The 25,992-nt window shown below is 27.4% G+C and carries 23 protein-coding genes and 1 pseudogene; 8 read left to right on the forward strand and 16 right to left on the reverse strand.

All coding sequences use genetic code 11. The features are described 5' to 3' along the window. The first annotated feature begins 17 nt into the window (after positions 1-17). From ftsY to BRE_RS00440, 5 genes are read left to right on the forward strand one after another with little or no spacing between them, the layout of a single operon-like run. Positions 18-863: a signal recognition particle-docking protein FtsY gene (gene ftsY / locus BRE_RS00420; RefSeq protein WP_012538642.1), complete on the forward strand. Its 846-nt coding sequence runs from the start codon at positions 18-20 to the stop codon at positions 861-863. Next, entirely contained in the window at positions 860-1,915 is a 1,056-nt protein-coding gene (locus tag BRE_RS00425) for a hypothetical protein (RefSeq protein WP_012538643.1), read from the forward strand. The genes ftsY and BRE_RS00425 overlap by 4 nt, the downstream gene beginning before the upstream one ends. Beyond that, positions 1,902-3,152 carry an ABC transporter permease gene (locus tag BRE_RS00430; protein WP_012538644.1) on the forward strand — a complete coding sequence of 417 codons (1,251 nt, stop codon included), beginning with the start codon at positions 1,902-1,904 and terminating at the stop codon, positions 3,150-3,152. Before BRE_RS00425 ends, BRE_RS00430 begins: the two co-directional genes overlap by 14 nt. Beyond that, complete coding sequence (locus BRE_RS00435; RefSeq protein ID WP_012537851.1) at positions 3,153-3,842, forward strand: ABC transporter ATP-binding protein; 690 nt, start codon at positions 3,153-3,155, stop codon at positions 3,840-3,842. It abuts the gene before it with no gap. After that, positions 3,839-5,089, forward strand: coding sequence for an ABC transporter permease (locus tag BRE_RS00440; RefSeq protein WP_012538645.1), 1,251 nt, complete (start codon positions 3,839-3,841; stop codon positions 5,087-5,089). Before BRE_RS00435 ends, BRE_RS00440 begins: the two co-directional genes overlap by 4 nt. Positions 5,090-5,109: 20 nt before the next feature. Here BRE_RS00440 and BRE_RS00445 read toward each other — a convergent pair whose 3' ends face one another. Together BRE_RS00445 and BRE_RS00450 are read right to left on the reverse strand one after the other, a co-directional pair. Then, on the reverse strand, positions 5,110-6,396 hold the full coding sequence (locus tag BRE_RS00445) for a hypothetical protein (RefSeq protein WP_012538646.1): 1,287 nt from the start codon (positions 6,394-6,396) through the stop codon (positions 5,110-5,112). Next, the gene (locus BRE_RS00450) at positions 6,389-6,706 is read right to left on the reverse strand and encodes a hypothetical protein (protein ID WP_012537854.1); all 318 of its coding nucleotides are present in this window, start codon (positions 6,704-6,706) and stop codon (positions 6,389-6,391) included. Before BRE_RS00450 ends, BRE_RS00445 begins: the two co-directional genes overlap by 8 nt. Before the next feature lie 164 nt (positions 6,707-6,870). Here BRE_RS00450 and BRE_RS00460 point away from each other — a divergent pair, with 164 nt between their 5' ends. From BRE_RS00460 to BRE_RS00470, 3 genes are all read left to right on the forward strand, one after another. Continuing rightward, positions 6,871-8,139, forward strand: a complete 1,269-nt coding sequence (locus tag BRE_RS00460; protein ID WP_012538647.1) for a cysteine desulfurase — start codon at positions 6,871-6,873, stop codon at positions 8,137-8,139. Between the two features lie 145 nt (positions 8,140-8,284). Then, positions 8,285-8,680, forward strand: coding sequence for an iron-sulfur cluster assembly scaffold protein (locus tag BRE_RS00465; RefSeq protein WP_012538648.1), 396 nt, complete (start codon positions 8,285-8,287; stop codon positions 8,678-8,680). A 32-nt stretch (positions 8,681-8,712) separates the two neighbouring features. After that, complete coding sequence (locus BRE_RS00470; RefSeq protein ID WP_041178073.1) at positions 8,713-10,242, forward strand: YifB family Mg chelatase-like AAA ATPase; 1,530 nt, start codon at positions 8,713-8,715, stop codon at positions 10,240-10,242. 22 nt (positions 10,243-10,264) lie between these two features. On the opposite strand, the gene BRE_RS00475 is transcribed toward BRE_RS00470, so the two are convergent. From BRE_RS00475 to murI, 14 genes and pseudogenes are all read right to left on the reverse strand, one after another. Beyond that, positions 10,265-11,215: an L-lactate dehydrogenase gene (locus BRE_RS00475; protein WP_041178074.1), complete on the reverse strand. Its 951-nt coding sequence runs from the start codon at positions 11,213-11,215 to the stop codon at positions 10,265-10,267. Between the two features lie 189 nt (positions 11,216-11,404). Then, the gene (lepA, locus tag BRE_RS00480) at positions 11,405-13,204 is read right to left on the reverse strand and encodes a translation elongation factor 4 (RefSeq protein WP_083764306.1); all 1,800 of its coding nucleotides are present in this window, start codon (positions 13,202-13,204) and stop codon (positions 11,405-11,407) included. 46 nt (positions 13,205-13,250) lie between these two features. Further along, positions 13,251-14,228, reverse strand: coding sequence for a hypothetical protein (locus BRE_RS00485; RefSeq protein WP_041178177.1), 978 nt, complete (start codon positions 14,226-14,228; stop codon positions 13,251-13,253). A gap of 63 nt (positions 14,229-14,291) precedes the next feature. Continuing rightward, on the reverse strand, positions 14,292-14,726 hold the full coding sequence (locus BRE_RS00490) for an ATP synthase subunit K (RefSeq protein ID WP_012537861.1): 435 nt from the start codon (positions 14,724-14,726) through the stop codon (positions 14,292-14,294). A gap of 19 nt (positions 14,727-14,745) precedes the next feature. Next, positions 14,746-16,575, reverse strand: a complete 1,830-nt coding sequence (locus BRE_RS00495; protein ID WP_041178075.1) for a V-type ATP synthase subunit I — start codon at positions 16,573-16,575, stop codon at positions 14,746-14,748. A 10-nt stretch (positions 16,576-16,585) separates the two neighbouring features. Next, a complete protein-coding gene (locus tag BRE_RS00500; protein WP_012538654.1) occupies positions 16,586-17,182 on the reverse strand; it encodes a V-type ATP synthase subunit D in 597 nt (198 codons plus the stop codon). A 2-nt stretch (positions 17,183-17,184) separates the two neighbouring features. Further along, on the reverse strand, positions 17,185-18,486 hold the full coding sequence (locus tag BRE_RS00505; RefSeq protein ID WP_014695998.1) for a V-type ATP synthase subunit B: 1,302 nt from the start codon (positions 18,484-18,486) through the stop codon (positions 17,185-17,187). A 9-nt stretch (positions 18,487-18,495) separates the two neighbouring features. Next, a complete protein-coding gene (locus tag BRE_RS00510; RefSeq protein ID WP_012538655.1) occupies positions 18,496-20,226 on the reverse strand; it encodes a V-type ATP synthase subunit A in 1,731 nt (576 codons plus the stop codon). 10 nt (positions 20,227-20,236) lie between these two features. Next, the gene (locus BRE_RS00515) at positions 20,237-20,782 is read right to left on the reverse strand and encodes a DUF2764 family protein (RefSeq protein WP_012538656.1); all 546 of its coding nucleotides are present in this window, start codon (positions 20,780-20,782) and stop codon (positions 20,237-20,239) included. Between the two features lie 9 nt (positions 20,783-20,791). After that, a complete protein-coding gene (locus BRE_RS00520; protein ID WP_012538657.1) occupies positions 20,792-21,388 on the reverse strand; it encodes a V-type ATP synthase subunit E in 597 nt (198 codons plus the stop codon). A 106-nt stretch (positions 21,389-21,494) separates the two neighbouring features. Continuing rightward, positions 21,495-21,890 (reverse strand): hypothetical protein, encoded by a 396-nt coding sequence (locus BRE_RS00525; protein WP_012538658.1) that lies wholly within the window; start codon positions 21,888-21,890, stop codon positions 21,495-21,497. Further along, positions 21,891-24,226, reverse strand: a pseudogene (locus BRE_RS00530) (endonuclease MutS2). Next, complete coding sequence (rsgA, locus tag BRE_RS00535) at positions 24,198-25,139, reverse strand: ribosome small subunit-dependent GTPase A (RefSeq protein WP_012537870.1); 942 nt, start codon at positions 25,137-25,139, stop codon at positions 24,198-24,200. Before rsgA ends, BRE_RS00530 begins: the two are co-directional and overlap by 29 nt. Beyond that, positions 25,136-25,900, reverse strand: a complete 765-nt coding sequence (murI, locus tag BRE_RS00540; protein WP_012538659.1) for a glutamate racemase — start codon at positions 25,898-25,900, stop codon at positions 25,136-25,138. The genes rsgA and murI overlap by 4 nt, the downstream gene beginning before the upstream one ends. Positions 25,901-25,992: the final 92 nt, after the last annotated feature.

Consider the following 25,992-nt stretch of genomic DNA (forward strand, 5'->3'; position numbering starts at 1 on the left):
ATAGGAGCACTAAACTTTTGAGCATTTTTAATAAAATAAGAAATTTATTCAAGAATAAAGAAAAGACACAAATAATTGAAAGGTTAGAAGATCTACTCTTAGAAGCAGATATAAAAAACGATATAGTAATAGAAATAGTAGAACATATCCAAAAAATAAAAGCTAAAGATAAACAAGAAACAGTATTACAACTAAAAAATTTACTAAAGAGTTATCTAAATCAACAACCTCTTAATTTAGAAAACAAAAGATTAAACATCTTATTGATACTTGGAGTAAACGGAGTTGGTAAAACCTCAAGTATTATAAAACTCGCAAATAAATTCAAAAATGAAGGAAAAAATGTACTAATTGCTGCAGCAGACACATTCAGAGCTGCAGCAATCGAACAACTTAAAATACAAAGCGAAAAAATTGGCATTAAAGTCATATCTCAAAACCAAGGAAGTGATGCAGCCGCAGTAATATTTGACAGCATCTCAAGTGCAAAAACTAAAAATTATGATATATTAATAATTGATACAGCGGGAAGACTTCAAAACAAAGAAAACTTAATTAAAGAACTCAAAAAAATGGACCAAGTGATAAAAAAACAAATACTCGATACAAACATCAATTATAAAAAAATACTGGTAATAGACTCCATATCTGGAAAAAACACAAATAATCAAACAGAAATATTTGACAAAGCAATACAAATTGACGGAATTATAGCCACAAAATTTGACTCATCATCTAGAGCAGGTGGAATAATTAATATCTCAAAATTATTTCAAAAACCCATATATTTCTTTACATTTGGAGAACAAGTAGACAACATTAAAGAATTTAACACTGAAAACTACTTAAATAAACTATTATGACAACAAATATCATAAAATTAATATTAATTTCAATTTTAATACAAAACATATACGGAAAAAGTTACTTTATATCAGATGTATTTTTCAACAAGTACCAGGAAATATATGATATTCCCCAAACAGGATTTTACATTGAATATACGAAAGTTAATGAAATTGAAAAATTTAGCCTTTTTAAAGATTTAAAATTAATTAAATACAAAACACAAAAAAAAATAGAAAATAATAAAAAACAATTAACATTTTACAATGAAAAAGATATTAAAATAAAAGAAGAAATTTACGATGAGTTAAATAATAAAATAAAAGAAATAAAATATAGTCCCAAAGGAATAATTCTTGAATCTGTAGACTATTTTTATAAAAATAATGATGTGATTTACAAAGAAATCAAAATTTTAAATCAAAAACCAAAAACAATACACTATATGAAAGATACTAATGGAAAACTTTTAAAAATAACAGGATCAGATTTACAAATTTGGAATTATGGAATCAATGGAGAAATAAAATCAACATATCTTGATATAAAAAAATCTAAAACAAAAGTAATCCAATATGATGATCAAAAGAGACATTTAAAAAACATCATATTAGATAATAACAAAATTGTATCTAAAGAAAACAATCAATATTTAGATGACAATGAAATAATCAATGTAAAAGAAGAAGATAATACAAAAATCATATCAAAATATAAAGATCATAACTTAATAAAACAAGAAGTTTATAAAGATAATAAAATAACAAAAATATGCGACTTTGAATATAATGAATCTGGACATGTTACAATGGAAAATGTCATTATAAAAGATGAAGATAAAGAATATACTACAAAAACAACATATGAATATGATTCTGATGATAAATTAATATCAAAAACAATCTATGAAAATGACTTAATATCACTAAAGACTGATTATTTCAGTGACAATGAATATGAACAAAAGATATACCATAATGGAAACCCTATATTTACAATAAGATATAAAAATGATGAAATTATTGAACAAATAAATACAGATACTAGAGACAAAAATGAAACTAAATAGACTCTTATTTAAAAGATTAATCTTAGATGAACAAAATAGCCTATCACTCACAATTGTCATAATCTTAAGTATAGTACTTGGACAAATCATTATCATCATCACAATATCAATCATGAATGGTTTTCAAAATGATTTTTTCACAAGCATATCTACACTAGAAAGTGGCAATTTAAAAATTGAAAACAAATTAAATGAGCAAGAATTCAATTCCATTAAAAAAATGAAAGAAATAATTCAAATAAATAAAATTTATGAAACACAAGGAATTGGAATTGAAAATTATTATTACCCAAGCATACTAAATATAATAGCATTTGATACAAAAGACGTTATAAATGACAAAAACTTTCTTCTCCTAACAGGTCTGACAGCATCTCAAATCCAACTTAATGAAGATGAAATCATCATAGGAGACGTGCTCTCATATAACTTAGATCTATATGCAGGAGACACAATAGGTTTGATATTAAATGACGAAATTACAAATTTACATACATTAAAAAACGAAGTAAAACAATTTAAAATAAAAGCCATTTTTAAAAGCAATTATAGCAAAATAAACCAATCTACAGTATTTATGAATATCAATTACTTTTACACAAAACAACTAATTAAAGATATAGATATTAATTATCAAGTAAAAACAAAAAATTTATATCCAAGTAAAAAACTAATAAATGCAATCAAAAATATTAATCAAAAAATTAAAATTAAACCTTGGCATGAATATAATAAAGAATTTTACAAAGCACTAAAAATAGAGAGAAATACAATGTTAATCATTTTAACAAACATATTTCTTGTCATTGCTGTTAACACATACTACCTACAAAAAAGGATAATAATTAATAAAAGTAAATCTATCTCAATAATCTTATTTTTGGGACTAAGAGCACAAAAAATTAGAAAAGTTTTTCTAATTCATTCAGTAGTAATTTGTGTACTGGGAAGCATCATTGGAATCATTTCAGGCATCATAATATCTCTAAACATAAACGAAATCTTAAATACAATTGACATCTTAATAAATAGCTTGATTAATGCTGTAAATTATATATTAAAATTAAATCTGGAAAATATAGAAATAAAAATAGTAAAAAATACAATTACGCCTAAAATATTCCTAAGTGATTTAATGCTAATACTATTTTTTGCTTGTCTATTTACAATATGTTCAAGCCTAAAAGTGACTAAAAAAATCAAATATACTGATAAAATAAACGGAGCAACATCATAAATGCACAATACACAAAACATAATATGCATCAAAGAAATATATAAAACATATACTAAAAATAAAACAAAAATACAAGTACTAGAAAATTTAAATTTAAATGTCAAAAATGGTGATTTTATTTCTATTCAGGGTAAAAGCGGTTGTGGCAAATCAACACTCTTTAATATCATATCAGGAATTGATAAAATGGATTCAGGAGACATAATATCATGTGGAATATCTTTAAAAAATGCAAATGAAAAAACCTTAAGTTTATATAAAAATACAAAAATAGGTCTTGTATTTCAAAATCACAATTTAATTGATGAATTTAATGTATTTGAAAACATTATTTTACCTAAAATAATAGAAGGAAAAGATAACTTTGCAGAAATCAAAAAAAAAGCTCTGCGCTTAATGAAAATATTAGATATCGAAACAAGGAAAGAACATTATCCTTCAGAATTATCCGGAGGAGAAGCACAACGAGCAGCTATTGCAAGAGCTTTAATAAACGAACCAAATATAATACTATGCGATGAACCTACTGGTAATCTAGATATCAACACTGCCAAAACAGTAGAATCATTATTAATAGAAACATCCAAAACATTTAATAAAACACTTCTTTTAGTAAGTCATAATCCAGAATTTTCAAATAAAGCAGATATCAAATACGAACTTAGAGATAAAACATTAAAGAGAATATGATGCACTCCAATATTAAAGAACTTTTAAAAATAGCATATGTTATATTCATACACTCAAAAAATAAAAAAGCTCTTATAGGTTCTGGGATATCTTTAAGTCTAGTAATGATTCCTTTAATAATTGTTTATTATATGTCAAACAATATTATGAACGCCACAATAGAAAGATACATTGAAAATGAAGGATTTTCAGTACAGATAGAATATAATGAAATTCAAAAAGATGAATATCTAAAATCTAAGCTAGAAAAATTTAAAAACGAATATAAACATGATAAGCTAAGATATTTCTTTGAGAAAAGAACCTATGGACTTATTGGAAATAAAAAAAAACAAGGGGCTTTAATCAGAGCAGTAGAAAATAAATTTATTAATAATAATAAACATATAAAATTAGTAGATGGAAAGAAAAACTTTAATAAAAATGAAATATTAATATCAAGACAAATCACAGAAAAGCTTAATTTAAATATTAATGACTCTATCTACTTAATAGTACCTAACAATAAATATCAAAAAATACTCCCCAGAGCACAAAAATTTACCATAGCTGGAATAATTGAAACAGGATTAAGAGAAATTGATAAAAATTTAGTTTTTATTTCATTACAAGACGCAAATATAATGACAAAAGAATTATCTAAAAGTATAATTGGACTTTCTATTAAAACCAATACAAAAGAAAAAACTAATAATCTTAAAGAAAAGCTCACAAAAGAATTTAAAGAATATAAAATAAAAACATTTTCTGAACTATATCTAAACAAATATACAAATTTAAATATAAGCAAAAAACTTTTAATATTTATTATGGCATTTATCGTAATATTTGCAAGTATTAATATATCCTCATCACTCTGTATGTTAATACTTGAAAATAAAAAGAAAATTGCAATATTAAAATCAATTGGAATGAATAATGCAACCCTTAAATTAATATTTATACTGATAGCACTTGTTTTAAGTTCAACATCATGCATAATAGGAATCATCATAGGAAATTACCTAACCATCAATATAGAACAAATAATTAACATAGTAGATATTATAACCAATATAATTTTAAAGATATTTGGCGCTGATAACACAGAACTTCTAAATTCTGACTATTATATATCTGAATTTAACATCAAAATAAGTACTAAATTTAGCCTAATTATCCTCTTAGCCTATACATTAATTAGTATTGCAACAACACTTATTCCTCTGAACATCATCTCAAAATTTAAAGAAAAAGAAATACTATAATCCATATAAAAAAATAGATACTATTTTACAAATACATTAATGATTTTAATAGAAGATAATTCCTCTTTAATGTTTGCATAAATCTCTTTTGGAAAAATGGTTTTTAGTGAAAAAACTTGTCTAGAACGAGATTTAAGAAAAGAATTGGATTCAGAAATTAACTTTCTCTTTAACGACCTAATGACTTGACTATCTTTAGTAACATAAATTATTTCAATTTCTAAATCTTTAACATCATCACTTGAACTATTATAAACTTCTATTAAAGAATTAACTTCATAAATTTCAAAAGATTCATGAAAATAACTACCAAGATATTTAAAAGTTAATATTGATGAACTTGTCTCCAAATTAATACCAGAGAAATCATTAACGTCTTTAAAAAATTCAATTAAACGTATATCAAGAACCATTTTTTTAGGATGAGAACTAATACCTTTAGAAACATTATATATAAAATCAATTGGAACATATACTCCCCTATTCCATTTATTAGGGAAATCACTCTTCTTTTCAAAAACTTTATTTAAAATAGGTTTTCCCAAATCATCATAAACTGTTATACTATAAGAAATATTTTTAATAGAATCTTTAGATGAAATAATTCCTGCTTTTAACTGATAAGTATGTGAATCTTCAAAAACCAATACCTTAGCACTTTCAACTTCAACATAATATAAAACATTAGGATTGGCAATAAGATTAGCAGATTCAACTATTAAATCAGATGCCCTTGTAACTGAAGGCAAGCCTTGAACTACAGGCTCTTTGATATCCCTCTCTAAATCACCAAAATATTCATGACCAACAATAAAAGGATATACTGTTCTATATGTAATAAATGCAATAACAGATATTAATATAAAACTTAACAATAATACTAATATCCTCTGTTTTAATTTTGAAAATTCATCATATTCTCTTAAATCAACTCCATCAATTATTCCAAACTCTCTAGCCTGCAAACTTACATGTATTAATTTTTTATTTGTCTCTTTAATATTTATTTCCGTAACAAGCCTCTTATACAGATTAAAAAATAAAGTAAAGAGAGACTTATTATGAAGAGAATACAAATATACAGCATCAAGTTCTCTTAAAGAATGAGCAAAATCTCCAGCTCTTTCTAATTGTCGAGCTCTATCATATATCTTAAAAAAATGCTTTTCAATATTTTCCATATCAGCATCAGAAATATCAGCTCGTCCCATAATTTCTTTTATTCTTCTTTCTTTTAAAATTTTATTCTTATGCTTAGATAAAGTAGATAAATAAATTTTAATTCTTTCTTCAGAAGTTTTACTCATTATCTTCTAGTTCATCAACTTTTTTTAAAAGCCAATAAGCAATATTTTTAGCCGTATCTTTTGTAATAGAAATTCCAACAAAAGAATTAATCAAAATTACCTTTTCTTTAGAACCCCTAAGATCTCCAGAAATCTCTTCCAAAACACCTTCTTTAGTTTTAGTATAAACAATCTCTTCAGGAATTTCTGTAGACTCAAAAACAAGATCACAAAAAATTTCTCCAGTATTAGTTACACTTCCATAAATATTATTAATAGGAACTAATTTATAATCTTCTGCTTTTTCAAATCTATAAATTATCTCTTTCATAAAACGAATTATAACATAAATATTTACCTAGAATTAAAATATAAGATTTAAAATCACAAACCGCTTCAATTAAAATACAAAATATTTTACACACAAAAATAAAATAAAAAATAATGTTATAATTTTTAAAATAAAATTTTTCATATAAAAATAAAGAGTAATAAATGAACATCAATATACTAGAAAATAAAAATGAAAAAATAAAAAACTTAAGAAAAGACTTTCCTATTTTAAATAAAACTATTAATAATAAAAAAATCATTTATTTTGACAATGCCGCGACTTCTCACAAACCTCAAAGTGTAATTTCATCTATAGTTGAATACTACACAAATTATAATGCAAATGTTCATAGAAGTGGACATCAATTTGCAATAGAATCAAGCTTAAAAATAGAAGAGACAAGAAAAATTGTTAAACAATTTATCAATGCAGAATCTCCTAAAAACATAATTTTCAATTCCGGAACTACAGATGGAACAAATACAATAGCAAATTCATTATTGTTATCAAAATTTTTTAAAGAAAATGATGAAATTATTACAACAACACTTGAACATAATAGTAATGTACTTCCTTGGATCAACATTGCAAAATTTTTAAACTTAAAAATTAAACTTGCAAAATTCAATGAAATGGGAATTATTCAATCAGAACAAATACAAAATCTAATTACAGATAAAACAAAAATCATTACTATGTCTGGAATAAATAATATACTAGGAACAATGCAAAATCTAGAGCAAATAGGAAAAATTGCCAGCGATAACAAAATTACATTATTCATAGATGCGGCTCAAATGGCACCACATATAAAAATAGATGTAAAGAAAATAAACTGTGATTTTTTAGTATTCTCAGGACATAAAATGCTTGCTCCAACAGGTATTGGGGTATTATATATATCAGATAAAATTATAAACAAACTCAACAGCTCCAAACTAGGAGGCAATGCTATAGAAAATATTTATATAAAAAATGAAAAACTTGATTTTCAAACTATCAATTCCCCAAATAAATTTGAAGCAGGTACACCAAATATTGCAGGAATTATTGGTCTTGGACAAGCAATAAAGTATATAAATAACATAACGATGGAATTTATTCAAGAACATGATCAAGAACTGATTGAATATTGTATTTCAAAATTAAAAGAAATCGATGAGGTTGAATTTATTTTAAATAAAAATATTAAACGAAAATCAATAATATCATTTACAGTAAAAAATATTCATTCACATGACATTGAAACATATCTTGATACAATGGGAATTGCAACCAGATCTGGAAAAACATGTGCTTACCTCGCATTTTTTTCAGAAAATATTAAAAAAGATCATTTATTAAGAATAAGCTTTTACTTATATAATACAAAAGAAGAAATTGACATTTTCATTTCTTCACTTAAAAAAACAATAAAAGAATTTTATTAAATAAACTTACAAACATTTAAAAATCATTAATTTAATTATATAGACAGTAAAATGATAAATAAAATTTAACTATTATCTAAAATTTAAGCTAAATCAATATAAAACTATTATTGATTTAATCAAATAAACTTCTTAAAATTGAAACATGTTCTCAGAAGAAATAAAAAAAGAACTAATAAGACTAAGCAAAATAAAAAAGTATTGCTTTCAGGTAGAAAAAAATCAAAGTCCAATATATCATAAATCTAAGTGTGGAGACCAAATAATTTTTCAAACAGATAAAGACAACAAAAAAATTAAACTAAAATATAATGCATATGGATGTATAGTCTTTCTAGCCAGTACGTATCTTTTAACCAAAATATGCGACAATCAACCTAAAAAGACAACATTAGAAATCATAACAAAAATAATTAACAATAATTTTGAAAATTTAGAAGAAATAAATAAAAACCTTAAAATTTTTGAAAATTTCTTATATACAAACAGAAAAAATTGTTTTATTCTGCCGTACAAAGCTTTAAAAGAAATTTTAAAGTAACATTAAATAATCGCCAATTAAAGGAGAATTATATGCAAATATACTCTCACTCATCAATAGGATACGAAGGAGAGCTAATTGAAGTTGAAGTAGATATTAAAAAAGAAATACCAGGAATTGATATTGTTGGATTAGCTGGAAGTGAAATTAAAGAATCAAGAGAAAGAATAAAAGCGGCTATTAAAAATTCAGAATTTACTTTTCCAAAAGATAGAATATTAATAAATCTTGCACCAGCAGGTATAAAAAAAATTGGAACAGCAATTGATCTCTCAATTGCAACTAGCATTATAAGTACAAAAGAAAATAAAAATAACAATTTAAAAGTCTTAATGTTAGGAGAATTGCAACTAGATGAACAAATAAGAACAATTAAGGGAGTATTACCTGCAATTTCTCTTGCAAAAGAAAAAGGAATTAAATGCATAATAATACCTTTTGATAATCTTGAAGAAGCTCTATTAATATCAAACCTAAACATTTGGGGAGTCAAAACTTTAAAAGAAACTCTAGAAATAATTGAAAATCTTAATAATAATATATTTCCCGCAAAACCTACAATTAATTTTAAAATAGAAGAAAATGAAGAAGAATTTGAATATGATTTTAAAAATATCAAAGGACAACATAGAATAAAAAGAGCACTAGAGATAGCAGTAGCAGGAGGACATAATATTATGATATTTGGACTTCCTGGAAGTGGCAAAACACTCAGTATTAAATGTGTACAATCAATATTACCCCCACTTACAAATAAAGAAATTATTGAAACAAATAGAATTTGGTCAATTGCAGGAAAGCTAATAGATACAAAAATAATCAGGAAAAGACCATTTAGACAACCACATCAAACTGCAAGCAAAGAAGGCATTATTGGTGGAGGAGCTAATGCACTCCCTGGAGAAGTATCACTTGCTCATAATGGCATCCTATTTTTAGATGAAGCTCTAGAATTTCAAAAATCAATATTACAATCACTGCATGAACCAATAGAAGACAAAACAATTTCAATAGTAAGAGCAAGTTCAAAATCATTTAAATACCCTGCAAACTTTCAATTAATGATTGCAACAAATCCATGTCCTTGTGGCAATCTTGGAAAAAACGATATTGAGTGTTTCTGTTCACAACAAGAAGTTTCAAACTACTGGAAAAAATTTGAAGCAGCAATGCTTGATAGAATTGACATTAGAGTACCAGTTAAACCAGTAAATAATGCCAAATTATTTCAAGAAGACAATGAAAGCTCACAAGAAATTAAAAAGAGAATAATAAAAGCAAGAAATATACAAAACCAAAGATATGAAAACATTAAAAATGTTCATGAAAATTCTGATCTCAAACCAGAACACATTGCAATATTTTGTAACTTAGATAAAATTCTGACAGAAGAAATGATTTATATATTAAATAAACTTAATATATCATCAAGAGCAACTCATTCAATCCTAAAACTTGCAAGAACAATTGCTGATTTAAAAGATGAGTCTCATATTTCAAGAGAATCATTACTAAAAGCAATTGAGCACAGAAAACATGGAGAAAAACTATTAGAAGAATAAAAAAGCCCCAATTGGGGCAAAATTAAAATTTTATTTTATCAAGATAACTTTTCAATTGATTAGCAGAAATTTGAAATTTTTTAAGTTCTCTCTCACTAATTTTAAAATCAAGGACTTCTTTTACACCATCTTTACAAACTACAGCAGGTGCCCCAATATAAATATCTTTAATAGAATCACCATACTGACCATTAATATATGAAGATATCGGTAAAATAAGGTTTTGATCACCAATTATTGCATTAACAATTCGTTTAATTCCAAGTCCAATAGCATAATAAGTTGAACCTTTAAGTTTAATTACCTCATAAGCAGCATTAACAACATTATTATGAATCTCATCAAGTTCCGATTCTAATATTGTCCCATCAACAATATATTCTGATAAAGACTTCATAGCTATTTTGGTCTCATCCCAAGTAGCAAAAGAACTATCTCCATGCTCACCCATAATATATGAATGTATATTTTGAGTATTAACATTAAGACGCTCAGCCAAAAAATATCTAAGTCTTGAAGTATCGAGTGTTGTACCTGTTCCAATAACCTTACAGGTTGGAAAATTAGAATACTTCATTGTCACATAAGTCATAATATCAACAGGATTACTTGCAATGACAAAAATACCATCAAATCCACTTGAAACAATACTTGTTACAATTTCCTTAAAAATCTTAGTATTCTTGCCAACCAAATCAAGTCTTGTCTCACCTGGTTTTTGATTAAGACCGGCAGTAATTACAACAATATCAGCATCAGAACAATCATCATAACTACCAAATTCTATTTTGATATTTTTTTTCAAAAACATCTGACCATGGTTTAAATCCATGACTTCACCCTTCGCTTTATCTTGAGCTACATCAATAATTACAAGTTCATGAACAAGTGAGTTATCTATTGTCAAAGCATAAGCAAAACTTGAGCCAACACCACCTGCCCCAACAAGAACAACTTTATTACGTTTAAGCATAACCATCTCCATATAAAATTATTTTATTGGTATAATGTAATTCTATAACAGTTTATGATACTTTAAAACAATCCAATAATATTTTTATAAAGCCCTGTATTAAATATTTAATATATAAAGCAAATAAACGCATAAATTGATACATTGAAATGAAAAAATAATTTATCTCAATACTAATCTCAACATAAATTAATTATCATCTGATTTAAGAACAGCAAGAAATGCACTTTGTGGTATTTCAATATTTCCTATCATCTTAAGTCGCTTCTTTCCTTCTTTTTGTTTTTCTAAAAGCTTTCTCTTACGAGTAATATCACCCCCATAACATTTAGCAGTAACATCTTTTCTAACAGGTGAAATTGTTTCACGGGCAATAATATTTGAACCAATGGCTCCTTGAATTGCTATTTTAAATTGCTGTCTTGCAATCTCATCTTTTAATTTTTTACAAATATTTAAAGCCTTTGCTCGTGCACCATCTCTAAAAACCAATTGAGATAATGCATCAACTCTATCTCCATTAACTAAAATATCCAACTTAACTAAATCTGTTTCCTCATATCCTAATAGTGTATAATCAAAAGAAGCATATCCACGACTTACAGACTTAATCTTGTCATAAAAATCAAACAATATTTCAGCAAGAGGCATCTTATAAATAACTTCAACACGCTTCGCATCAAGATAAATTAAATTTTCCTGTACACCTCTTTTAAGTAAACAAACGCTCATAATATTACCTAAAAATTCAGCAGGAACAATAATATTAGCTCTAATATAAGGTTCAAGTGTAACTTCAATATTTTCATTTCCGGGAAATTGTTCAGGACTTTCAATAAAATAGGGATTTCCCTTTTTAGGAATAATTTTATAACGAACAGATGGTGATGTTAATATTACACTAAGATCAAATTCACGCTCAATTCTTTCCTGAATCACCTCTAAATGCAAAAGTCCCAAAAATCCACATTTAAATCCATGGCCAAGAGCAGCTGATGCATCTTTTTCAAAAGTAAGAGATGCATCATTTAGCTTAAGTCTATCCATTGCTTTCAATAGATCATCATATTGATTAGCATCAACTGGATAAACAGATGAAAAAACTACAGGCTTAACCTCTTTAAATCCTTCAAGAGGAGCTACTGCTGGATTATCAACAAGAGTTACGGTGTCTCCAATTTTAACATCCGATATATTTTTTATTCCTGCAATAAAATATCCAACATCACCTGCTTCTAAAACATCTTTTTTTTCAAGAATAATTTTAAAAATTCCAATCTCTTCCACAAAATACTCTCTATCTGCATGCATAAATTTAATTTTATAACCGGGTCTAATTTGTCCCTCAAAAATTCTAAAATGAACAACAACACCACGATAAGAATCATAATGTGAATCAAAAATCAAAGCTTTTAATGGACTCTCCCTGCTACCCTTAGGAAAAGGAACATACTTACAAATAGCCTCAAGTAATTCATCAATACCTATTCCATTCTTAGCAGATATGAGAACAGCAACATTAGCATCTAATCCTAAATCATTCTCTATTTGCTCTTTCACAAAATCAATATTTGCACTTGGCAAATCTATTTTATTAATAACAGGAATAATTTCAAGATTATGTTCAAATGCCATATAAAAATTTGAAACGGTTTGAGCTTCTATTCCCTGACTAGCATCAACAAGTAAAAGAGCCCCTTCACAAGATGAAATTGCTCTTGAAACTTCATAAGAAAAATCAACATGTCCTGGAGTATCTACAAAATTAAGCTCATAAATATTGCCATCACTACACTTATAATCAATAGTTACAGCTTGACTTTTAATGGTAATTCCTCTCTCTCTTTCAATATCCATACTATCAAGAATTTGACTCTTAAATTCTCGATCTGAGATTATTTTAGCCTTTTGTATAAACCTATCTGCTAAAGTTGATTTACCATGGTCAATATGTGCAATAATACAAAAATTTTTTTTATAAGAACTAATTTTATACCTCCCCCAAATCCAAAATAGAATGTTTAGGAATATTGTACTAATGTATATTTTTATTAACCAAAAAATTTTTAATATGAGTCTTTGATTTTAAAACATAGGGTGAAAATTTAGGAGCAAGATCAACTATCAATTTCCAAGTATCTACAGCCCGCAACTTATGCTTATTCTCATCATAAATATAAGTAGCATAAGAAATATTATACATTATTTCCCAAAAATCTGTAGATTCAAAACTAGACTTAACATCATTATATTCATTTATTTTTTTAACAAAAGATCTTAAATTCTTAAATTCATAAAGAGGTTCATAATAATTAATATAATGATACATTCTAGTTAAAATACCAACTGCAGCAACAAGTCCATGAGTAATTGCAAGTTTATGAGCACCTATCTTCAAGTACACCTTTGATAACAACTTATGGGTATCTATTAGACCATAATTATTAAATCTATAAAGATTAAAAGTAAAATCTATACCAGATGTTCCTCTTACCTGTTTTAAATAAGAATTTAAATAAAAAGACATATCAGATTTATTATCCGAAGTGTCGCCATATTTTTGCACAATATAGTGATAATTATAATAATCATCACCACGTGAAAATTTACTTAAAATTTCATTTAAATAATCAATCATATCAACATAATTATTTTTAATTTCAGCAATTTTTGCCAAAGAAAAAAGTATATTTTTTTCAAACGATTTATCCAGCAAATAATCTTTATCTTCCAAAGTTTTTTGAAGATGTAATTTTTGAAGTACAACATTACCAATCATGCTATAAACAATAGACAGATAATAATTAGCTTCTGGATATATACCTTTTCTAAGTAATGCTTCCTGCAAAAAATTTATTGCATCAGTAAGATTAGATTTGATAAAACCTTCCTTAGAATAAATTAACTGCCGTCCTTTTTCAATCAAAATCCAATATGGAAGTTCCTTTACACCTAACGAATTTAAACTTAATATAAAACTAAAAATAAAAAAAAATAAAAAAAATCGTAACATATTCATAAATATATTAAATTTTCTCACAAATTGCGAGAAAATTTAATATCTGAATATTTGAGTTTAAACAAACTTAAATATCATCAAAAATACCATTACAAAAAGAGCAACAGATTCAATTAATCCCAAAACTAAAAGATTTGTTGCAAATCCCTTGCCAGTCTCAGCAAAAGAATCACAAGCCCCTGCAGCAGTTCTACCCTGAGCAAAAGCAGAAATAGCCATTGCAAGTCCACCACCAAAACCAGCTCCAAATAATAACCAAGGATTAGCCTGGGTCATCACCTCTGCTAACGTATTCATTAATATATAACCATATATTATTTGTGTAAGAGGTGCTGAAACAAAAACAATTAATAAAAAGGGAGCCGATTTACCTTGCATATAACATCTCTTCCATGCTCCAATAGCAGCACTCCCGGCAGCTCCCATTCCCAAAGCTGAACCTATCGCAGAAACTGTTAAAGCTGAATTAACTCCTACTAAACCTATATCCATAATTTTATTCTCTCCTTATCTAATCTTTAATTTTTTTAAAAGGTCTATAAGAATATCCATTCCATTCTTGACCCAAATGATTTGAAAACTCAAGCATATTAAGTCTTACTCCATGAACAACAACAGATAATAAAGATAACATTATATTTAAAATGTGTCCAAAAAGTATCACAATAACACCTCCTATTATAAGACCAATATTAGATGATTTTAATAAAGATACTGACATGCTATTAAAACTATCAGAAATTGCAAGTCCTGCAAGTCCAACAGCAAAAAGCCTAATATAAGATATTATATCTGCAAATCCTGAAACAGTAGCTAAAAATTGCTCTATAAGTCCTCCAAAACTTTTTAACATACACACAAAAAAGTTTGAACCATCCTGTTTGTCAAAAACAAAAATAAGCATAACTCCAAAATATATCATATTAAGAATCATACTATGCATAGGAAAATTATCACTTCCAAGTATTAAATTAAGAACAAAATAATAAAGCCCAGGCATTAAAACAAGCCAACCAATTTGAGCAATTGCATGTATATGTGGCTTTTCTTTCACTTTTTGAACAAAATTCCATACATGAGCCAAAGACAGCTGTAAAACCCCTATTGTAAAACATATAAACATAACATTTTGCATACCATTATTTCCTGTCAAATACTCAACCTTAAGAGATTTCAAAATAGGAAATAAATCAAGAACAAAATGACCACTACCAAACCAAGTACCAGTCATAGAACCATATATTATTGCTGACGTACTTAAATAAAATATTAAAGCATGAGCAGAAGTTAATGGTTTATTTTTTAAAACACTAATCAAATTAATAATAATGCCTATTAACAAAAATATAACACCATAAGCTGCATCACCAATTATCATTCCAAAAAACACAAAGAAAAACAACATAAAAACACAACTAACATCTCTCTCTTTATATCCAGGAATTGTATCTAAAACATCGAAAATAGGTTTAGCAAGCTTAGCAATTCCTTTTCTTTTTACATAAGTAGGAATAAAATCATTATCATCTGGCTCCGCAAATTGCACCACAAACTTACCATTAAGAGTCGCATTTTGAAGATATTTTTGCTTATCTTCAGGAATAAATCCTGTAATATATACAAACTCATCACACTCCACATTCATATCAGCCATAACCTGTTCAAATTCAATAATTTGTTCATACTCTTTTATTGCATCTTTTAAAATATTTCTATATTTATTTAAAACTGACAACTGAGTTAATTTTTGCTCTAAAACCTCATCAATCATTTTTAACTTGGTTTCAATAGAATCTAGATCAAATTCAAATTCATATTCTTCAGCTACATCTATATTCTGTTTAGAGTCATTAATAGCTACAAAATAAGCTGTACCTTTATAATTATTAATAAGAGCAACTTTAACCTGCGAAAATAACAACAATTTTTTATATTCAGACATTCCAGACTTAAAAAATTGCACATGAATATTACATCCCCTTAATTTATTGACTAAATCAACAGAAAAATATCCCCAACAAGATATAATATCTCTATTACGAAGTAATAATTGACGCATTTCTCTTAAATCTTTAATCTCAGAACCTAAGTCAACGATACGTTTTGCAATATCTAAAAAATTCTCATTTGAAGAACTTAAAATTTGCACTTCAGAATCATCACCAAGCAAAGACAAAGCATGATTTAAAATACTCCTCTCCTCAATAACTTTTTGTAAAGATTCTGAAACTTTATTGCAAAAATTGATATGAACAACTCCCAATTCTCTTAAGATCTCAAGTGAGTCTCTTTTATATTTTAATAAAGTTAAAAGCAAAACCTTCTTCATTTTAACAATCATTAACACATCCTCATCTATTTTTAATTAAGCTGGCTTTCGCCATTTTACCTCTTACAACAGCTGCAGTCTGTTGATCTCCAAGATAAACATTAATCTTTTTTATATTAACTTTAGCATTAGGAATCATAACTTTTTCGAATAAATTTACTCTTTGAGAAGTAATATTAAGTTCTAATTCTAATAAATTAGCTTGCTCATCTAAAATCTCAAGTTCTGCATTTATTTGAATAATGTTCTTAATAGCCTCTATGCCCACATCTACCCAATAAGGAGTCAATAAAAGATCATGTTTAATATCTTCATATTCAACTGACTCAAATACGGGTATAGTAATACCTGCTATGTTTGTAAAACCCTTTCTTACTTTTTTAATTTGAATCCAATCTTGAAAAGGAAATCTCTCACCAAATAACGAAATCCAAAATTTCATATTCCTTTTCAATTTATCCCTTTCAAGTTTTTTCACTTCTTTCAAAGCCTTAACTTTTCTAATTTCCAAATGAAGTTGTTGTTTTTTAAGTTGCAACGTAGGTAAATACCTACTAAACATTTTAAGATCATCTTTTTGTTTTTTAAGTTCATTTTTTGTCAACTTAACTTTAGGCATCTCTAATCCCTATTTTTAGGCCAATACTTTTCCAGCAGTTCTGTTTTAATGCCAGTCTCATTAGGTTCAAAACAACTAGAGAGAATAGTCCAACCCAAATCCAAAGCCTCTTCTAACGGAATATTAAGAGACAAATCCATAAGTTTACTCTCAAACATATTGCTATACTTAAGAAGCTTTTCATCCCACTCTGTCATATTAAATCCCATAGCTTTTTTCTCTATAGATTCTCTTGAAGATGCATAAAGCTTAATCATTGAATCCATAATCGTCCTATGGTCATCTCTTGTCTTTCCATTAACCATTTGCTTAAGTCTTGAAAGAGAGCCAAAAGGCTCAATTCTGCCTCTCCTTAAATAGTATTGTCCTTCAGTAATATAACCCGTATTATCAGGTACTGGATGAGTAACATCATCTCCAGGCATTGTAGTAACTGCAAGTACAGTAATTGATCCTGCACCTTCAAAATCAATAGCCTTCTCATATCTAGATGCAAGCTGAGAATATAAATCACCAGGATAACCTCTATTAGATGGCACTTGCTCCATAGTAATAGCTATTTCTTTCATAGCATCCGCAAAATTGGTCATATCGGTTAAAAGTACCAAAACTTTTTTTCCCTGCAAAGCAAATTTTTCAGCAACAGCAAGAGAAATATCAGGAACAATTAAAGACTCAACAACAGGATCATTGGCTGTATTTACAAAAAAGATTGTCCTACTTAAAGCTCCACCACTTTCAAGTGAATCCTTAAACGTTAAATAATCATCATTTTTAAGTCCCATTCCTCCAAGAATAATGAGATCAACCTCAGCTTGAAGAGCTATCCTTACAAGAAGCTCATTATAAGGTTCCCCAGACACAGAAAATATTGGTAATTTCTGAGATTCAACAAGAGTATTAAAAACATCTATCATTGGAATTCCAGTCCTTATCATATTTCTTGGCACAATACGCTTTGCAGGATTAACCGATGGACCACCAATTTCAATTAAATTATCCTCAAGACGTGGCCCTCCGTCTTTAGGATTACCAGCACCATCAAAAATTCTACCAAGTAAATTTTCAGAAAATGTTACTTGCATTGGATGGCCCAAAAACTTAACTTCATCTGAAGTTGAAATGCCTATTGTTCCATTATAAACTTGCAGAGAAACCTTATCCCTCTCTAGCTTAATCACTTCCGCTAAGGAACTTCCATTTTTGGATTTTACAATGGCAAGTTCTCCATATTTAACACTTTTTGCTATAACAGTTATTACATTCCCAATAATAGATTCTATCTTACTATATACTCTCTTCATTTGCACACCTCAAAAATCCAATTTTTTAGAACGTAATAAATTTTTTAAATTAATTTCTAATTTATTAAACTTTTCTTGCTTAAAGGGAGCAAGATTCATATCTAAAATATTTTGTCTTAAATCATTTATAAAACTTCTTGCTTCCAATTTATTTTCAAATTTAAAATCTGATTGTAAAATCTTATAAAGAATATTAAACATATAATTTTGACGCTCAAAACTCACAGCAGCATCAACACTATCGAATGAATTTTGCTGTAAATAACATGAATCTAAAAGTTCAGATTTCAAATACACAACAAAGTCATCAATACTCACCCCATCTTCTCCAACAACTCTCATCATCTGATTAACTTCATTTCCCTTAACCAAAAAAGCCCTTGCATATTCTGTTGCCTCATATTCAACTACACCTCTATATTTACTCCAAGAGTCAAGAGGATTAATTGCTGGAAATTTCCTAGCATCTGATCTCTCTCTTGTAAGACCATGAAATGCTCCTACCACTTTCAAAGTTGCTTGAGTTACTGGTTCTTCAAAATTACCCCCAGCAGGACTAACAGAACCACCCACAGTTACAGATCCAACACTGCCATTATTTAAAACAACAACACCTGCTCTTTCATAAAATGATGCAATAACAGATTCAAGATATGCTGGAAATGCCTCATCCCCTGGTATTTCCTCAAGACGACCTGACATCTCTCTCATAGCCTGAGCCCACCTTGAAGTTGAATCTGCCAACAAGAGTATATCAAGACCCATTTGCCTATAATATTCACTAATAGTAATAGCTGTATAAACTGATGCTTCACGAGCAGCAACGGGCATAGAAGACGTATTACAAATAATACATGTTCTCTCCATTAATGATTTACCTGTTCTTGGATCTGTAAGTTCAGGAAACTCTTTCAGAGTTTCTACTACCTCACCTGCTCGCTCACCACAAGCAGCAATAATTACAATATCAACATCAGCATTACGACTCGTAACCTGTTGAAGAACCGTCTTACCAGCACCAAAAGGTCCAGGAATACAAAATGTACCACCCTTTGCAACCGGAAAGAATGTATCTATTATTCTTGTTTGAGTTACCATGGTCTCATTAGGAATAAGTCTCTTTTTATAACTAGTAACGGGAACTTTCACAGGCCAATGAAACGACATAGTAATAATATGTTTACCCCCAGCATCATCTTCAATAACAGCAATCCTATCATCTACAGTATAATCACCATCACCAACTATCTCTATAATTCTATAAGAATCTCTCCTATCAAATGGAACCATAATTTTATGATTAATTGTACCTTCGATGACAAATCCAAGAAAATCTCCAGCAACAATAAAATCTCCAACTTTTGCAGTTGCATTAAAACTCCATTTTTTATTTCTATCAAGAGCACTTAAATATAAACCCCTCTCTAAAAAAAAACCACACTTAGTAGCAAGCTCTGGTAATGGATTTTGAAGACCATCATACACCTGACTTAAAAGACCAGGTCCTAACTCAACTGTTAAAAGCTTATCTGTAAACTCAACATCATCTCCAACAGCAATTCCTCTTGTCATTTCAAACACTTGAGCATCAACTTCTCCATCTCTAATACGGATTATTTCAGCTTTTAAACTCTGACCACCTGTTTTAATAAAAACAATTTCATTCATGGAAACCGTACCTACCATTTCAATAGTAACCAAATTTCCAATAACACCTACTACTTTTCCTTTAGCTTCCATTTAAATTCCTTCAAAAATTTTTACTTATTTTGATACTTAATTTTTGACAAACATCATCAAAATTTTTCTCACCTATCTCTTCTCTAAAGAGACTTCTCCTTGAAATTAACATTAACTTTAAAAAATAAATTATCAACTTTTCAAAGTTAAATTCATTTCCAACTTCAAGTTCTGTTAAAAATTGCCACTTTAAAATATCAATTCCTAGTTCTACCTCAAAAGGATTTTCTTTAAGACAAAGAGGTTTCAAAATTCCTAAATAATAACTAGAAAAATAAGGAGATTCTAAATATATATCTTTCTCAAATCCCAATTTTTCAGCCCTAATAACTGCCAGAGTATATCTTATTATTTCTTCAAATTCAAAAAACTTCTTAGCAACCTCTGAACTTTCTTTATTAAATCTCAACTCTGACAAATCCTTTATAAAAAGAAAATCTTCTCTACTTAAAACAATCTCAACATTATCAAAAAAATCCGATATGCTCCATACCTTTTCAACCTTTAAATCAAGATAAGGTAATGAGGATATAATATAGTAATATGAACTTAACATACTATACTCCTAATCCAATTTTATAATTTCCTTAAACCTTGGATTTAAATATTCAAAAAGAATGTCAGCAATAGCTTCTGATGTAAAATCATAATATAAACTACCGTCTCTCTGTTGGACTTTAAACCCTTTATTTATACCCTTAAAAGGTTTTATTTCAATTTCAGCACCAAATTTATTTCTTATGCTTGTTTTTAAAATAGATGATAAATTATCAATATCAGATTCATTAAGCATAATATCTATCTTATCATCTTTACCCCAAACATCTAAAACCCTAATAATCAGTTCTCTTAAAAAATTAGAATCATAGACACTAGAAACAGAATCTTTTAAAGCAGATTTAAAAAGAGATTTAATACTATTTTCAGTACCAATAACTAAATCTCTAAATGCTTGACGAGATGCTTCAAGAGAATATCTCTTATAATCATAAGCTTCTTTTTCGGCTTTTATTTTTAACTCTTTAGCCTCACTCTCAGCCTTTAAAATAATAGCTTCAGCTTCTTGCTTTGCATTAAGAATAATTTCACTTGCCAGCCTTTCAGCTTCATCAAGTCCATCTTTTTTAATTTTATTTATTAAATCTTTAACTTCAAATTGCACTATAACTCCTCAATATACAAAAAAGTAATCCAAAATACTCAATAAACAAATCTTTGCATAAAGTATACCAATAAATTTTTGATTATTAAAAGTCACAATATCAAAATTATATATCATGAAAAAAATTTCCAATAATCTTATAAACATTAATATCATAAACTATACTAAGGTCTTTTTCTGGAAACTTTTCCTTAAGTTTTGCACCAAAAACCTCAATACCCTTTTCCACAATTTTTTTATTAAATTCTACATCAACTACATCAAGAGTTATCATTTCAATAATAATTAAATATCCTCTACCAAATTTAGAACCATATCCAAACGTAAAAGAAGTTGTAACACGAAAGAGTCCATCCAAACATCCATTAGCTGCTTTACCTCTAGAAAGCCTACTCGGATGCAATTCATAAGCATTACCAAACTCATCTTCAAGAATAGAGTCAACATAAAGACAAATATTAAACAATACACTCTCAAATTCTTGAAACTTTAATATACCCATTTAAAATTCTACTATTGTTTTTCCAACCCCTCCATCATTTGGATGAGCAAAATAATATTTTTTAATAAACGTTATATCTTTTAAAAATGCGTGCACTCCTTCCATTAGCAAACCTTCTCCTTTGCCATGAATGATTTCAAATTTAGAAACATTTTTAAGTAACATATCATCTATTTTTTTACCCAAGAAGTTTATAGCCTCAGCCACCCTCATTCCCCTAATATCAACTATTAAATTTAATGTATCATCTTGCTGTTCAAAAGAAAAACTAAATTTTTTATCACAACCTCTTGGAGCTCTATCATTATACAATATTTTCTCTAAACTAACAGCTGCAACTGTAATCTTAAATACACCTGTATTTATAATAAATCCTTTTTTAGTAACACCTATTATCTCTCCTGAAAAATTTGAGCCTAATACTCTAACTTTATCTCCTATTCTAAATTCAACTTTAGTAGCAATTTTTTGATTTAACATTTCAATTTTAGTAACCTTAGAAGCTATATTATCTGAAATATCAGCTATAAATTTTTTATTCTTAAAAAGACAAACACCTTCTTCTTTTATCTCTCTAACCAAATTTTCTAAGGTCTGTCTTGTTTTTTTTAAAAACTCTTTTTGTTCATTAACAAGATTCTCTTCCAAATTTCTTTCTCTTAATACAAGAGTCTCCCGAATATCATTAATCTCAACTTCTTTAAGCTCAATAAATTTAAGCTTATTCTTTATTTTTTCCTCAAGTAAATATATTTCTCTCTCTTTTTCCGTAAGTCTTGCCAATATCTCATTAACTTCCGTCTTGCTAGACTCATAAATATTTTTAGCTCTAGATATTATGTTAAAATCAACAAGAAATTTGCTTGCAACACTAAAAGCAAAGCTTTCCCCTGGAACAGAAAACATTAACTTATAACTGGGCTCCATTTTATCTAAATCCATTTGCATTGAATCATTAATAACATTTTCATGAGTATATGCAAAATATTTAAGAGCATTATAATGGGTTGAGATAATCACAAAAGCATTAATACAAATCAAATGTTCAAGAATAGCTATAGCCAATGCTTGTCCTTGTTCAATATCAGTACCTGAACAAAATTCATCAAATATCAAAAGACTATCTTTTGTTGCATGCTTTAAAATATAAGCAATATTATTCATATGACTTGAAAAAGTTGATAGAGAATTCAAAATTGACTGTTCATCTCCAACATCAACTAAAATGTTATCAAAAATCTTAAAGGTACTAGACTCATCAACTGGAATTGGAATTCCAAATTGGAACATAGCGCTCAAAAGAGCAACTGTTTTTAATGTTGCTGTTTTTCCACCAGCATTAGGACCTGTAATAACAACAACTCTATTATTTAAAGGAGAAAAATTAATAGGCTTTGCATTCTTTATTAAAGGATGCCTAGCATTCATAATATTCAAATCACCATCAAGTTTAGGAAAAATTCCTTGATTTTGAATCCCATAAATTGCTCTGGATTTTAAAGAATCATAATATATAAAATTACTATAAAGAGATTTTAAGATAAAAATATGTTTTCGTATTTCATCTGATAATTTTTGCAAAATTCTAAAAACGATATGTGTCTTTTCAAAATTTAAAAAACTCAATCTATTATTTTCACTTATCATTTCATTTGGTTCAACATAGAATGTTTCACCAGATGAGGAAACAGATATAACATTGCCTTTAATTCTATTTTTAAAACTGGATTTAAGAGCAATGGTACATTTACCTGATTTATAATAAATAAGATTAGAGCTTAAATAATTTGCATTTAAATTTATTATCTGTTTAATTTGCTTTTCAATTTTTTTATTCAAATTTCTAATTTCAAAATCAATCTTATCATATCTCTTATCAACACCATGCTTTATTTTAAGTTCATCAATATCAACATATTTACATAAAAATTCTAGTAAATATTTTAAATTTGGATATACAAATAATAATTTTTTTAAAACATCAATTTCACCCCGAAATTTAAGTTCATGTTTTTCTAAAAAAAACATTATTCTTAAAATTTCTTTTAGAAAGAGAATAATATTCTTAATCTCTTCGATAGAAATTCTTGATTTTTTTTAAGGAGTAAAACAATAGACTCATTTATACTCTCAAGACAATAATTTGGATATTCTTCATCAAGTTCAATAAGATTTTTAATTAAATTAACAAAAGAACATACTTCCTGAATTTCTCTATCAGTTTTTAATATTTGCTGTTCATTTAAAAGTTTAACCGTATCTGAAATAGTTACATAAGATGCAACTGAAGATAATATTTGATAAAAATCAATTTTTTCCAAATATTTCTCTTGCATAACTTTTATATCTCTTAAGTTCACTAAAAATTTTCAAATAACTATTATACCTAGCTTCTGCAATTTTAAATCCAATTTGACTTATTACAAAACAATTTGGCTCATTGATATGTAAACAAGAATTAAATCTACATAAATCATTAAAATATTTAAATTCTTTAAAATAATATTTAAGCTCAAGATATCCTAAACCTTCAATGCCAAATTCCTTTATTCCAGGAGTATCAATTAAAATTTTATTATCAGAATGAAAAGCCACAGCATAAACCGTAGTATGTCTGCCTCGTGCATATTTATAAGATATCTCATTTATAGCCTGAGATGCATTTAAATCTATAACATTTATAAGTGAAGATTTTCCAACTCCAGATTGCCCAATAAAAGAAGTTCTTGAATTTTTAATAATTTTTTTCACCTCATCAATTCCCTGCAAAGTAACAACAGAAGTCTTAATAACTCTATAACCTAAATATTCATAAATCTTAATAAAAGAATCAACCCTCAGATTTATGCCTTCATCAACCTTATTTACCAAAATAATAGGGGTAATTCCCTGTTCCTCAGCAACTATCAATGTTCTATCAATAAATGAATTTTTAAATTCTGGAAGAGTAGCAGAACTTACAATCAAAATATTATCGATATTTGAAACAATCACTTGCCTTAAAGCAACCTTTTTATTATAACGCCAAAAAACATTTCTACGTTCCATTCTCTCTTTAATGTATACCTTATGTTCATCATAAATATCCCCACAAACAAAATCACCCGGAACTAAAGGACTATACTCTTTCTCCCTAGTATTTAAGAATTTACCTTTAATAACACCCTCATAAACTGTATTAGTATTAACTTCAACAACAGAATAAATATTATTAACACCCCAGAGAACCTCAAATGTACTACTATTCAATTGAATATTCCTTTAAAATAAAAATTATATTTTTTACAAAAATTCTTATAAAAGTGTAAATTTTTATCTTGTGTTAAATAAAAATAACGTTTAAAACAATAATCACTATTTTCAACATTTTTTAACGATTTATTAAGTTCATCGGCAACAATTTTACGATTATCATAAACGGGTATTTCTAAAACACTTTCTATCATATCTTTAATATGCAAATAATGCGTACAACCCAAAAAAACCATATCTCGTTTAGTAGATTGAACTTCAAACTTTAAAGATTTTAAATACTCAAGCGCATCTTTTTCAAAAATATCTCCATATTCAACAAATTTTACAAGTTCACCCGCAGATTTTAAAATTAAATCTATATGATTATTCTGCTCTTTCTTGACAAATTCGCTATTAATAGTAGTATTTGTTGCAATTAAAATCACCCTTTTAAACACAAGTTCCTTAACTAAACTAACTGAAGGCAAAGTATATATTATAGGAAAATTAAAATTTAATTTATTATAAACACTAATAGAAGCTGTATTACACGCAACAACAATCGAGACAATATTATATATTTCCCTTAATTTTGAAATAAGCTCCAAAAACTCATTTAAAATAAAATTTGAACTTTTATCACCATAAGGAAAATTTTTATTATCTGCAACATAAATATAATTTCTATTAAACAATTTCTTACTTATATATTCAAAATAAGCAAGTCCACCAATACCTGAATCAAAAATAACTATAACATCTTCTAAATTGTTCATAAATCTTCTCTAAATTTAAGTATAAAAATTAATTTACTCTCTTTCAATTACAAAATGATAAAATAATATGGCTTAAACTATAATTATAATAA

The organism is Borrelia recurrentis A1 (genome assembly GCF_000019705.1).
Classification (GTDB): Bacteria; Spirochaetota; Spirochaetia; order Borreliales; family Borreliaceae; genus Borrelia; species Borrelia duttonii.

Coding starts and splice junctions, on each gene's coding strand:
- BRE_RS00425 (WP_012538643.1), top strand. CDS start 860: ATGACAACAAATATCATAAAATTAATATTAATTTCAATTTTAATACAA.
- BRE_RS00430 (WP_012538644.1), top strand. CDS start 1,902: ATGAAACTAAATAGACTCTTATTTAAAAGATTAATCTTAGATGAACAA.
- BRE_RS00435 (WP_012537851.1), top strand. CDS start 3,153: ATGCACAATACACAAAACATAATATGCATCAAAGAAATATATAAAACA.
- BRE_RS00440 (WP_012538645.1), top strand. CDS start 3,839: ATGATGCACTCCAATATTAAAGAACTTTTAAAAATAGCATATGTTATA.
- BRE_RS00445 (WP_012538646.1), bottom strand. CDS start 6,396: ATGAGTAAAACTTCTGAAGAAAGAATTAAAATTTATTTATCTACTTTA.
- BRE_RS00450 (WP_012537854.1), bottom strand. CDS start 6,706: ATGAAAGAGATAATTTATAGATTTGAAAAAGCAGAAGATTATAAATTA.
- BRE_RS00460 (WP_012538647.1), top strand. CDS start 6,871: ATGAACATCAATATACTAGAAAATAAAAATGAAAAAATAAAAAACTTA.
- BRE_RS00465 (WP_012538648.1), top strand. CDS start 8,285: ATGTTCTCAGAAGAAATAAAAAAAGAACTAATAAGACTAAGCAAAATA.
- BRE_RS00470 (WP_041178073.1), top strand. CDS start 8,713: ATGCAAATATACTCTCACTCATCAATAGGATACGAAGGAGAGCTAATT.
- BRE_RS00475 (WP_041178074.1), bottom strand. CDS start 11,215: ATGCTTAAACGTAATAAAGTTGTTCTTGTTGGGGCAGGTGGTGTTGGC.
- BRE_RS00485 (WP_041178177.1), bottom strand. CDS start 14,228: ATGTTACGATTTTTTTTATTTTTTTTTATTTTTAGTTTTATATTAAGT.
- BRE_RS00490 (WP_012537861.1), bottom strand. CDS start 14,726: ATGGATATAGGTTTAGTAGGAGTTAATTCAGCTTTAACAGTTTCTGCG.
- BRE_RS00495 (WP_041178075.1), bottom strand. CDS start 16,575: ATGATTGTTAAAATGAAGAAGGTTTTGCTTTTAACTTTATTAAAATAT.
- BRE_RS00500 (WP_012538654.1), bottom strand. CDS start 17,182: ATGCCTAAAGTTAAGTTGACAAAAAATGAACTTAAAAAACAAAAAGAT.
- BRE_RS00505 (WP_014695998.1), bottom strand. CDS start 18,486: ATGAAGAGAGTATATAGTAAGATAGAATCTATTATTGGGAATGTAATA.
- BRE_RS00510 (WP_012538655.1), bottom strand. CDS start 20,226: ATGGAAGCTAAAGGAAAAGTAGTAGGTGTTATTGGAAATTTGGTTACT.
- BRE_RS00515 (WP_012538656.1), bottom strand. CDS start 20,782: ATGTTAAGTTCATATTACTATATTATATCCTCATTACCTTATCTTGAT.
- BRE_RS00525 (WP_012538658.1), bottom strand. CDS start 21,890: ATGGGTATATTAAAGTTTCAAGAATTTGAGAGTGTATTGTTTAATATT.
- murI (WP_012538659.1), bottom strand. CDS start 25,900: ATGAACAATTTAGAAGATGTTATAGTTATTTTTGATTCAGGTATTGGT.